The 11,680-nt window shown below is 53.3% G+C and carries 10 protein-coding genes; 4 read left to right on the top strand and 6 right to left on the bottom strand.

Features of this window, described 5'->3' with window-relative positions; all coding sequences use genetic code 11:
• Nucleotides 1–26 precede the first annotated feature (26 nt).
• The 3 genes from PRIO_RS31395 (at nt 27) to PRIO_RS31385 (ending at nt 2,470) form a co-directional block, all read left to right on the top strand.
• Nucleotides 27–1,238 carry an MFS transporter gene (locus PRIO_RS31395; RefSeq protein ID WP_020426100.1) on the top strand — a complete coding sequence of 404 codons (1,212 nt, stop codon included), beginning with the start codon at nt 27–29 and terminating at the stop codon, nt 1,236–1,238.
• Nucleotides 1,239–1,314: 76 nt separating this feature from the next.
• Nucleotides 1,315–1,845 carry a GNAT family N-acetyltransferase gene (locus PRIO_RS31390; RefSeq protein ID WP_020426099.1) on the top strand — a complete coding sequence of 177 codons (531 nt, stop codon included), beginning with the start codon at nt 1,315–1,317 and terminating at the stop codon, nt 1,843–1,845.
• Nucleotides 1,826–2,470: an MOSC domain-containing protein gene (locus tag PRIO_RS31385; RefSeq protein ID WP_020426098.1), complete on the top strand. Its 645-nt coding sequence runs from the start codon at nt 1,826–1,828 to the stop codon at nt 2,468–2,470. Before PRIO_RS31390 ends, PRIO_RS31385 begins: the two co-directional genes overlap by 20 nt.
• Nucleotides 2,471–3,782: 1,312 nt before the next feature.
• Here the strand turns inward: PRIO_RS31385 and PRIO_RS31375 are convergent.
• Both PRIO_RS31375 and PRIO_RS31370 read right to left on the bottom strand, forming a co-directional pair.
• Complete coding sequence (locus tag PRIO_RS31375) at nt 3,783–4,331, bottom strand: GNAT family N-acetyltransferase (protein ID WP_020426051.1); 549 nt, start codon at nt 4,329–4,331, stop codon at nt 3,783–3,785.
• Nucleotides 4,332–4,359: 28 nt separating this feature from the next.
• Nucleotides 4,360–4,605: a DUF2164 domain-containing protein gene (locus PRIO_RS31370; RefSeq protein ID WP_020426050.1), complete on the bottom strand. Its 246-nt coding sequence runs from the start codon at nt 4,603–4,605 to the stop codon at nt 4,360–4,362.
• Nucleotides 4,606–4,835: 230 nt separating this feature from the next.
• Here PRIO_RS31370 and PRIO_RS31365 point away from each other — a divergent pair, with 230 nt between their 5' ends.
• Entirely contained in the window at nt 4,836–6,542 is a 1,707-nt protein-coding gene (locus PRIO_RS31365; RefSeq protein WP_020426049.1) for a glutamine--tRNA ligase/YqeY domain fusion protein, read from the top strand.
• 34 nt (nt 6,543–6,576) lie between these two features.
• Here PRIO_RS31365 and PRIO_RS35820 read toward each other — a convergent pair whose 3' ends face one another.
• The 4 genes from PRIO_RS35820 to PRIO_RS31350 form a co-directional block, all read right to left on the bottom strand.
• On the bottom strand, nt 6,577–7,050 hold the full coding sequence (locus PRIO_RS35820; protein WP_144412143.1) for a hypothetical protein: 474 nt from the start codon (nt 7,048–7,050) through the stop codon (nt 6,577–6,579).
• A gap of 57 nt (nt 7,051–7,107) precedes the next feature.
• Nucleotides 7,108–8,340 carry an MFS transporter gene (locus PRIO_RS31360; protein ID WP_020425555.1) on the bottom strand — a complete coding sequence of 411 codons (1,233 nt, stop codon included), beginning with the start codon at nt 8,338–8,340 and terminating at the stop codon, nt 7,108–7,110.
• Between the two features lie 362 nt (nt 8,341–8,702).
• Nucleotides 8,703–10,271, bottom strand: a complete 1,569-nt coding sequence (locus tag PRIO_RS31355; RefSeq protein WP_020425556.1) for a glycoside hydrolase family 43 protein — start codon at nt 10,269–10,271, stop codon at nt 8,703–8,705.
• Nucleotides 10,272–10,298: 27 nt separating this feature from the next.
• A complete protein-coding gene (locus PRIO_RS31350; RefSeq protein WP_020425557.1) occupies nt 10,299–11,651 on the bottom strand; it encodes an ABC transporter substrate-binding protein in 1,353 nt (450 codons plus the stop codon).
• Nucleotides 11,652–11,680 lie beyond the last annotated feature (29 nt).

The following is an 11,680-nucleotide window of genomic DNA, read 5'->3' as shown; positions in this document are numbered from 1 at the left end:
AGTTTACAGGGGATGAAAGACAAGATATGAAGTTTTTGCAAGCCTATCCTAAAGAAATCAAAGTATTTCTGATTGCCAGCTTGATTAACGCAACCGGCAGTGCGCTGATGTGGCCGCTCGTGACCATGTACGTATTCGATGAGCTGGGACGGAGTATGAAGGATGCCGGCCTCGTCCTGTTAATTCAGGCTCTCGGGGGGATTGCCGGCCAGCTGCTGGGCGGTTCGCTGTATCACAAGGTCGGTGTCAACCGGCTGATTGTAGGGGCCTTGGCCCTAACGGCCTTGTCCTTGTTCTCCATTCCGGCGGCAAGCAGCAACTGGCATTTATTTATCGTTTTGATGGGATTGTTCGGATTGTTCAATTCGCTGTCGCTGCCGGCGATCCAGGCATTTGTCGGATTCCGGTTTGCCGAGCAGCGTGCGGAGCTGTTTAACATCATTTATGTTTGCAATAATATAGGGGTAGCACTGGGAACATCGCTGAGCGGGTTTTTGGGCAATTATATGCTGAGCTTTGTGCTGAACGGTGTGACTTCGGCTGTGTTTGCCGTCTTTTTCTTTTTTTATCTGCGCAAAGTAGGGACAGCCTCACCTCACGAACAGACCCGGAAAAAGCAGCCGCAGCCCGCACAATCCGGCTGGAGGCTTATGGGTCAGATAAGGATCTATCTATTCATGTCTGTCGGTTCCATGTTTCTGCTGATCGGCAATTCAATCTGGAACACCGGCGTGTCGCCGTTTATTATCTCCGAAGGCTGGCCTAAGCAGACTTACGGGTTTCTGTGGACGCTGAACGGGATTCTGATCTTTGCCGCGCAGCCGCTGGTCAGTCTGATCAAACGCTGGTTTGCAGCGACCTCAACGGCGCAAATGACGGCCAGTGCCGTGTTTTATTTGAGCGGTTATGCGGTGATTCTGCTCATGCCGAGCTATGCCGGCCTGTTTCTGGCGATGCTGCTGGCGACGCTGGGGGAGATGCTGATCTCCCCGGCAATGCCGTCATTTATTTCGGACCATGCAGACCGCAATGCGCCGTTCTATCTGGGGCTGAGCGGCGGCATCGGCGCAGTCGGCAGAGTGGTCGGGCCTTATCTGATGGGCGTCCAGTTCGACAATGGAGGTCTTGCGCCGACGGGGTGGCTGGCTTGCGGGATGGCTGTGCTGTCGGTGGGATTCTTTGGATTACATGCATACATGAACCGCACCGCCCGTACACTGGGACGAAATGCGGCATAAAATTGCAGCGGGAGCATGCTGTTAAGGCAGCTGCGGTCTTCCGCGTGATTTGAGTATGGCAAGGAGTGTAGAAGCAATGCCACAACTGAACTGGGATGCCTTAACGATCCGGCCCTCGGAAATCAGGGATGTCCGGGAGCTGATCGTACTTGATAATATGATCTGGACTGAGGATACATCACCCGGTCCGTTAATGTGGCGCTCACGGGAAGATTATCTAATGCATGCCCCTCCCGGTTCTCAGCTGGTCGCTCTGAAGGATGGTGAACTGTGCGGGTATGTCGGCTTTGGCTGTCCCAGCGGGATGGAGAGCAACCGTCATGTATGTGAGGTCAACATCGCGGTTCACCCGAAGTTTCAGCGAATGGGCATCGGCGGACAGCTGATCGAAGCGATCAAAAGCCATGCGGCGGAGAACCGTATCCGCAAACTGCGGCTGCGTGTGCTGTCCTGCAACGAACCTGCGCTTGCATTCTACCGCAAATGCGGCTTTGTGGAAGAGGGCCGTCTGCGTGAGGAGTTTTTTCTTGGCGGGCGCTACGTAGATGAGGTATTTATGAGCTGCATGCTGACAGGAGGGAAAGAGGATGGAAGTCATCTCGCTTAATGTAGGCAAACCCAAAACCGTCGATTACCGGGGCAAGCCGCTGGAGACAGGCATCTACAAAATGCCGGCACCCGGTAAGGTGCAGCTTCATCTGGAAGGGTTCGACGGGGACGGTCAAGCGGACCTTGTGAACCACGGCGGCGCTGACAAGGCAGTGTGTGTATATCCCATTGAGCATTATCCTTTTTGGGAGCAATGGCTGGGCAAAAAACTGGAGTATTCGGCCTTCGGCGAGAATATCACGGCCAACGGCCTGCTGGAGACGGAAGTGTGCATCGGAGATGTGTACGAGGTAGGCACAACACTGCTGCAGGTCAGCCAGCCGCGTTTTCCATGTTTTAAGCTGGCGCAAAAACACGGCCCCGCCGATATGCCGGCCCAGGTGCTGAAAACCGGGTACAGCGGTTTCTATTTCCGTGTACTGCGCGAGGGTCAGATTGCCGCTGGCGACCCAATCATCAAGCAGGAAAGCGGCAAGGGAAGCTTCCCCATCAAGCAGGTGCTCTATCTGATGGAGCACGGACGCAAGGACCAGACGGGCTTGGCGGAGCTGGCCGCGCTTGAGACCTTGTCTGCCGACACCCGGGAGAAGTTTCAGGGCTGGCTGGATACGGCGGGGAGATAAGGGGTTCGGGAGGGCTCGGACCTCCTGAGAGAATGGGGGCCATCAGAAAGGGCCCCCCGGAAGAGTCGGGACCTCCTTGGCTAGCGAGTACTTCCTGAGTTAGCAAGGACCCCTGGGCTAGCAAGGACCTCCCGAAACTTACAGGTAGGTATAACATCCTTTTTATAAGCGGCTTTTGATGCCGAAAATGAACCGGGGCAGTGTTGGCGGTTCGTGGAATCATGGTAAATTGAATGCTGTATGCAGGGAGAGCGCTGTTTGAGTGTATGGGTAGTTGGAATGCTGTATGAGTGCTGTTTGAAGTGTGAGTGCTGCGTGAGTGCTGTTGAGTGTTGTGTGGAATGCTGTGTGAGCGCTGTCTAAATGCTGTATGTATGCTTTGTGAAGTGTGAGTGCTGCTGTGAGATACTGTCTGCCGCCGCTGAAGTTGCTTGCGCCAGGTCCCTTAAGATGGTAAGTGGATTTTCTACCACTAATTTGCCGATATTCGTGCCACAACAGAGATTTAGTGGGAATTTCTCCACTTAATTTCGGCAAATCCAGTGCTGGAAGGCCGATGGGTTCAGATTAGTCATACTTTTTCCACTTAATGTTGGCGGAGGAGCCTAGAATTTTGGATTAGTGGTACTTTTTCCACTTAGTGTCTGGGTTTATCTCGGCGCACGGCCCCGTTCAAGGTAATTTCAAGTCTCCGTGGGGTACCTGCTGTTAAATAGTTCCAACTGCTGCTGTCAACTGCTGCTGGAGCTGCACGACGTACAGAAGGATTCCATCTATATTATAATTTGCAGCGGTCAAAGCCCCGGAGGAATCATTCCTCCGGGGTTTTGACCGCTGCAAATGGTTTGGATAAGCGTGCTGCCTTGCATCTGATGAGCTTGTACATACGGAAAGCGTGCTGCCTTGCATCTGATGAGCTTGTACATACGGAAAGTGTGCTGCCTTGCATCTGATGAGCTTGTACATACGGAAAGCGTGCTGCCTTGCATCTGATGAGCTTGTACATACGGAAAGCGTGCTGCCTTGCATCTGATGAGCTTGTACATACGGAAAGCGTGCTGCCTTGCATCTCGATGAGCTTGTACATACGGAAAGTGTGCTGCCTTGCATCTGATGAGCTTGTACATACGGAAAGTGTGCTGCCTTCCATCTCAATGAGCTTGCACATACGGAAATGTGCTGCCTTCCGCCTTAACGGGCTTGCACATCTATAATGAAATCCGTGATGCTGCCGCGGCAAGCCCGCAGCCTGTACTTTCTCTGTATCAGCCTTCAGGCAGCAGCCTATTCTGCCCTCAAGCTATATAACCAATTAGCCCAGGAGCTTCCACTCACTGCGCAGCAGCCCGTAGACAGCGTGATTCACGTAGCCGGACGGAAGCTTTTCTGCCTGGCGGATCACGCCTTCGAACACGAAGCCCAGGCGCTCAGGTATCGCCCGGCTCGTCCGGTTGCCGGTAGCGCAGCGGATCTCAACACGGTTGAGATCCATTTCAAGCAGTGCGTAGTCCACGAAGACCCGGCAGGCGCTGGTCATGTAGCCTTTACCCTCATAGCCTTCACCGAGCCAGTAACCTATGCCTACTGAGCGGTTGTGCCAGTCAATCTCGTGGTATCCGATGATGCCGGCCAGTTCTTCCCGGACCCATATTCCGGCAGAGAAGCCGCCATTTTCGCTGCCTTGTCTGACCGAATTTTTGATAAAAGTCTCCAAATGAGCCTGCTCCGTAACACCGTCCACCCAAGGCAGCCACTGTCTGAGCCGGGCGCGCGAGCGCTCTACCAGCGCGAACATAGGGCGTGCGTGCTCAGGCATTAACAGCTTCAGCTTAAGCTCTTCGTCAATGACATAATTAAACATGAGGCTGCCCCCCTCTGCGGTTCAAAGATTAACGTTTCTTCCATTCCAATGCGTAAATGTCGTCCTCCAGTGATTGCATCCGTTGGCCTACCAGCGTGCGGCAGTCGCCCAGCGCTCCGTTATAAATCGCCGGTCCGAGCTCCTGCAGGAAAAATTCCAGCAGGTTGTCCGCAGCCAGATGGCCGATGCTCTCTCCCCGTTCGGCTTCGAAGTAGGCCCGGATATTCTCGGTGATAATCTCCCGCTGCTCTTTGGGCAGCTTGATTGGCTTCATGAATAAGTCCCCCTCGTATAGCATTTATACAGATACATACACTATAATCCCCATGCTACTCCATAGCCGGGAAATAAGTCAAAACACCATGAACGAACCAGCCTGTGAAGCTGGATTTTCGCGCCGTTTCTCTTGACTTTTATTGAACATTCCCCGCTTAACGGGTATATTAGTAGGAAACATGTTCATACAAGGAAGTAGTAATATTACAGAATGAAAGGTTGATAACTGTGGAGAACCGTGGAACACCCTCCAATTTCATCAAGAATGTCATTACCGAAGATCTGAGCTCGGGAAAAGTAAAGGAAGTGGTTACCCGCTTTCCACCGGAGCCTAACGGTTATTTACATATCGGTCATGCCAAAGCGATCTGGATTAATTTCACCCTGGCAGATGAATTCGGCGGCAAGACACACCTCAGATTCGACGATACCAATCCGCTCAAAGAGGATACGGAATATGTGAACTCTATACAGGAGGATGTAAAGTGGCTCGGCTATGAATGGGATGAGCTGCGGTTTGCTTCGGATTATTTTGGGGAAATGTACGAACGGGCAGAGCTGCTGATTCAAAAAGGAAAAGCGTACGTCGATGACCTGACGGCTGACCAAATCCGTGAACATCGCGGTACGCTGACCGAGCCGGGGGTGAACAGCCCATACCGGGAGCGCACCATCGAAGAGAATCTGGATCTGTTCCGCCGGATGCGGGCAGGAGAATTCAAGGATGGCGAAAAGGTGCTGCGCGCCAAAATCGACATGTCCTCCCCGAACATCAACCTGCGTGATCCGGTCATTTACCGGATTTCCCATTCCCATCATCATAATACGGGCGATGCTTGGTGCATCTATCCGATGTATGCTTTTGCTCATCCGCTTGAGGATGCCATTGAACACGTGACGCATTCGCTCTGTTCCCTGGAGTTCGAGGATCAGCGTCCGTTCTACGACTGGGTGGTAGCCGAATGTGAAATGCCGGCTTCGCCTCATCAATATGAATTCGGGCGCCTCAATCTCGCCCAGACGGTCACCAGCAAACGCAAGCTGAAGCTGCTCGTGGATGAAGGCCATGTCGACGGCTGGGATGATCCGCGCATGCCGACGATCTCCGGGCTTCGCCGCCGTGGATATACACCGGAGGCGATTCGCAGCTTCGTGCATGAGACGGGCATTTCCAAAAGCCAGGGGCTGGTAGACCTGCAGATGCTGGAGCATTTTATCCGTGAGGACCTTAAGCTGACGGTTCCCCGGACAATGTCGGTGCTGCGGCCGCTGAAGGTGGTCATCACCAACTATCCGGAAGGCCAGACTGAATGGTTCGAAATTGAGAATAATGTGGAGAATGAAGCGATGGGCACCCGCCAGATTCCGTTTTCCCGGGAAATCTATATTGAGCGCGACGACTTCATGGAGAACCCGCCGAACAAATATTTCCGTCTGTTCCCCGGCAATGAGGTGCGCCTGAAGAATGCCTATTTCATCAAGTGTACGGATTTCATCAAGGACGAGAACGGCGAGGTTGTGGAGCTCCATTGCACCTATGATCCGGAGACCAAAAGCGGCAGCGGCTTCACCGGCCGCAAGGTTAAGGGGACACTGCACTGGGTGGATGCCGGCCAGGCCGTACCGGCGGAATTCCGTCTCTATGAGCCGCTGATTTCAGCCGAGGAAGCTGACCAGGAGGCTGAGGTCGAAGGCATGGAGCCTGCCGCCGATAAGCCCGAGCCTAGCTTCCTGGACCAGTTGAATCCGAAATCAATCGATATTCTGCATGGTTTTGTGGAACCGGGACTGAAGGACAGCGTGCCGCAGGACAAGTTCCAGTTCTTCCGCCATGGATACTTCAACGTGGACAGCAGATACTCCACACCGGGACATCCGGTGTTCAATCTCATCGTTTCGCTAAAAAGCTCATTCCAGCCTGCCAAACAAGGCTGAAGCTTCTGAATGCAGCAAGAGGCTGTCCGAGTCATCATATGACGGGGCAGCCTCTTTGCGCGGGACAAATCAAAGGTAAAAATACCTTTGAATGGGCCGCCTGGGCCGGAAGTGGCAGAATCAAAGGTAAAAATACCTTTGAATGGGCCGCAGGGGCCGGAAGCGGCAGAATCAAAGGTAAAAATACCTTTGAATAAGCCGCCTGGGCTGGAAGCGGCAGAATCAAAGGTAAAAATACCTTTGAATGGGCCGCCAGGGCTGGAAGTGGCAAAATCAAAGGTAAAAATACCTTTGAATGGGCCGCCTGGGCCGGAAGTGGCAGAATCAAAGGTAAAAATACCTTTGAATGGGCCGCCAGGGCTGGAAGTGGCAGAATCAAAGGTAAAAATACCTTTGAATAAGCCGCCGGGGCCGCCGGGGCCGAGACTCTTTTTACCAGCGGCACCAGCTGCAGGTGTATCTGCCGGTGCACGCGGCATTGGACCCAAAGCAGCGATTCTCCACTCATGGGAGAATCGCTGCTTTCATTTTACTATAGGCTTTTCTTTATAGGGTGCTTCGAGCATCAACGGTTCAGCTCAATTTCGTTCCAGTCTTCTTCCGGATGCCCGTCCTGAGGGTGATAGCCGCCACGGCTGGCCAGCAGCCGCATGGCGGCGAACCCCAGAGTTCCGATCAGCGATAGAAAGACACCGGACTGGTACATGTTCTGCGCGCCGAGATACTGGTACAGCCAGCCGCCGAGAACGCCGCCCATAATCCCCGAAATCCCGCTCCAGGTCAGGGTATACAGCGCTTGTCCCGAGGAACGGTAAGGCTTTGGAACGAGCAGCATAGTCAGCCGGGTGCCGACATAGAAGAAGCCGCCGAACGTAACGCAATGCAGAATTTGAATAAAAGCCACCTGCAGCGGAGTTGTCGCATCGGCCATCAGCCACCAGCGCAAGACGAATAGTGCGCTGACCAGTGCGAGCCAGCCGAGCAGCACCGGAATGCTGCGTTTCAGGTAACGGTCGCACAGGACAAGAACAGCCACCTCCAGAATCGAGGAGAGAAACACCGCCAGGCCGATCATGGTCTTGCTGCCCCCGAGCTCTGTAATGTACAGGGAGACGAAGGTATTGTTCATTGTATTAGGGATCGAAACCAGAATCCCGAAAAAGATAAAGCTCAGAAAAAACGGGTGATAAAAGATCTGGCGGAAGCCCTTGAATGGCAGCGGCGCAATACCGATGGAATGGTCAAGCCTGGGCAGGGCAATCAGCGAGATCATGGCTGCGCAGAGCAGCGCGGCAAAAAGATAGGAAAGCACCGATACACCGGCCCACTCAATCACAGGTCCGGCCAGGATGGCGGTAAAAGCCCAGCCCAGCGATCCCCACAGCCGGAAAGAGCTGAAGCGGTGCCTGGTACCGTCAATGTAGCTCAGGATCATGGTATTGCTCTCGGCAAACAGCGGACCCTGAAAGAAATAAAAAAACAATATGGAGACATAGATCATTTCATATGTATTTGCCTGGAATACGACCTGGGACAATACCAGCGTGCCTGTGAGCATCAGCAGGACAATCCGCCGGATATTCTGATACCGGTCGGTCCAGATGCCCCAGAAGGGATTGGCAATAATGGACACAAGTGCCCCAACCGACATTAAGCTTCCGATCTCCAGCTTGTTCATTCCCACTTCCTGCAGATATAGGGGAAAGAAGCTGGAGAAGAGAACGACTGTTCCATACAAGAAGAAGTTGAACCACTTCAATGAGGTGAAGGAAAACTGCTTATCAAGGTTCTCCCGCAAAATTGGGCACTCCTTTCCTGCTATATGCCTTGCATGTATTCATGGCAGCATTAAAGCGGCTGCTTCTACCACTGTAACACTTGTTGAAAAGGGATACAAACCAACTTTTGATTACATTTCCAGCTGCTCAATGATTTCTGCTGCGGGCATGGCATTTTCCTGCCTGAATGGGGTCTGTCCGGTAAGCGGGTTATATCCGAAGAAGCTGCCCTTACCTTGCTACTCAATCAGCGCTAAAAGCGAAAAGACAGCAGCGCAGGGATTCCCCTCCATTGGAGAATCGCTGCGCTGCTGCTTATGATGGGCTGCGGCTTAATTCATTATTCCGTTATCTTGCCCAAAACCTCCAATTTGAATTTCCATTATGAAATCGTAAATCTCTCAAAGTCTGCATAGCCCAGATCCTCACCCGGCGTCAGGGACAGGGCAAATAAGCCAACCTTGGCTCCAACCCATTGTCCTTCCTCTAACCTGAAGGGGCTGCCAAACTCGATATAATCCGAACCCTCCCGGCTGAAGCTGAACCGGCAGCCGTTAGCTTCTTCAAAGCTGGCCCTGAGATACAGGGACTCTGCCTGGATGAGAATCCCGGCGGCTTTGACACCCAGGTCCTTCCGGCTGGGATCATCCGCAGCGCCGCTCTCGTATTGGGCCAGCCAGAGATCTCCGGCCGGGTCAAGAGACAGCGCGATGCAGAACGCCCGATGTCCCAAGACGACCAGTCCCGCACGTTCGGCGCAGGAGGAGAAGCGTGGAGTGATTTTGACGGTTGCTGTAAAAACAGGCGCGGCCAGCTTCTGCATAAGCAGCTGCGGCGTGTCATACAGCGTCCGGCAGTCCCCGGGAAGCGGGGCTGAATTCAGCCTCAAGCCGCCGCCGGGAAGCAGGCGGTGCCAATTGGAAGCGGGATTGGCTTGCCATTGCCACTGCAAGCCAAGCGCGGCCCCGCAGAAATCATCCGAAGTCTGCGGAATGCATACTTCTCCCGCTGCGGTGTCCGGCTTCTTCCAGCGCTCTACAGGCTCCCCGGCCTCCCGGTCCGGTGCAAGACGGCCCATCACGGGCCAATCTCCGCGCCATTCCATGGGCTGCAGATGGGTGATCCGCCCGTAAGCGCCTTTATCCTGAAAATGAACGAACCAGGACTCGCCGGAGGCCAGCTCGACCCATCCGCCCTGATGAGGGCCGTTCACCGGAGTCTCTCCTTGCTGGAGGACAATTTTATCCTCATAGGGACCATAAATGGATTTGGAGCGGAAAACCGCCTGCCAGCCTGTAGGAACCCCTCCTGCCGGTGCAAAGATATAATAATAGCCGTTTCTTTTATACATTTTCGGGCCTTCCAGCGTGGGATGCTTTACCGTCCCGTCCACAATGATTGTACCGTCATCAAGCAAGGTTGTGCCGTCAGGGGACATCCTGCACAGGTTCAGAATATGCTTCAGCCCGGAACGGCTGTGGGCGTAGGCATGGACCAGATAGGCTTGCCCGTCTTCATCCCAGAAGGGGCAGGGATCAATCCAGCCTTTGGCCGCCTTCAGCAAATGCGGCGGTTCCCAGGCCCCGAACGGGTCGTCCGTCTTGGTCATGAAGATGCCCTCGTCAGGTGTGGCGTAGAAGATCCAGAACTGGCCCTCATGATACCGCAGGCTGGGAGCCCATACACCTTTGCCATGCTGCACCTTGTCGTAGCCCGGAAGCTCCAGCCGGGGCAGGGCATGATTAACGATGCGCCAGTTCACCAAATCACGGGAGTGCAGAATCGGCAGACCCGGTATATGCGTAAAGCTCGAAGCCGTCATGAAAAAGTCTTCTCCCACACGGATGACATCCGGATCAGAGTAATCGGCGTAGATAATCGGGTTGATGTAGGTTCCGTTCCCCTGATCGGGAATCCAGTGTCCGGAATCTGTAGCAGCAGGTGTATTCATTATGACCTCCATATTTGTGGCTGTAAGTTACTTTTGGGCTTGATCATAAGACTGCTTCTCCGCTTCCAGCAGCTTGGCCCACTCGTTCAGCATTTCGGTTCCGGTCATTTTTTTGGCCATTACCTTCTGAATCATGGATTCGGCCTTCTTCTGAATGTTGCTGTACCCCGGTAAATAATACGGGTTATCGGCAAAATGAGTATCCGCAGAATTCAGCAGATCGGAGGCGGATTTCATATATGGAATATCCTGGACCCAGGCATCGGACGCGGCATCCTTGTTGGCCGGAATTTCACCATACAGCTTCGCATATTGGCTGTTGATATCATGGGATAAATAGAAAGTCATGAATTTCCATACGGCTTCTTTATTCTTCGCCGTTTTACTCATGGTCAGGCCAAGCGGAGCAAGACCAGGATGTTCACGGTAGCCCTTCACACTTTTTGGAAACGGAACAGCCTCGAATTTGGTATAGTCACCGCCGAAGGCTTTTTCATGAGAGCTTGCCGAGCCCAGATTATGGACCACGATGGCTGCTTTATTGGATTGGAAGGTAGCCGCCAGTTCAGTCCAGCCCTTGTTAAGATCATCCTCCGGGGTGTATACGTTATACGCGCCCAAATATTTCTCCAGGAATTCTGCATGCAGCGGATCGTTAATGGTCGACTTTCCTTCCGGCGTAAAATAATCGGTAATCCCGGAGTAGGAATACATCAGCATTTCAAGCGTATTGGCGCTGCCGGCACCGCCGCGGATGCTCAGACCATAGCGGTCTTTGGATTTATCCGTGAGCTTGGCAATATCCTCAAAGAATTGATCCCAGGTATCGGGCAGTTGGAGGCCGGCCTCTTTGAACCAGTCGGGCCGCAGCCAGAGATTCCAGGTCTGCGAGCTGTATGGCAGCGCATACAATTTACCTTCTTTCGTATCCAGCTTGCGGTTGCTGGCAATCAGCTCCGAAGAGATCAGATCCTTATCGGCCCAGCTGTCAAAATACGTATCCAAAGGCTCCAGCACATCTCTGGAGAGCAGATCGGCTTTGAAATCATTCATGATATCCGGCGCCTGCTCAGCGGAGATTGCTACGTTAACCTTTTGCTCGTAGGCGGACAGGTCCCCCGGAACCCCCAGATAGTCCACTTTGATATCCGGGTTCTCCTCTTCGAACTGCTTGATGATTTTTTCGAAAAAAGCATTGCGCTCTGTCGTTACCGCAGCCGCCCAGAAGCTGATCGTTGCGGGTTCGCCTTTGCCGCTGCTGTTCGCGCTCCCGTCCGCTGCAGATGAACTTGAACCGGATGATTTGTTAGACCCGCAGCCGGACAATACCAGCAGCAGTGAAGCGGCCACAAGGGCTGTTCCCCGTAATTTTCTAGTCATGAACGAATAGACCTCCCTGTAATGTTGTT

The sequence above is a fragment of the Paenibacillus riograndensis SBR5 genome, from assembly GCF_000981585.1.
Classification (GTDB): Bacteria; Bacillota; Bacilli; order Paenibacillales; family Paenibacillaceae; genus Paenibacillus_AQ; species Paenibacillus_AQ riograndensis.
The sequence above is the reverse complement of the archived record's forward strand: the minus strand, read 5'-3'. Positions and strand labels throughout refer to the sequence as shown.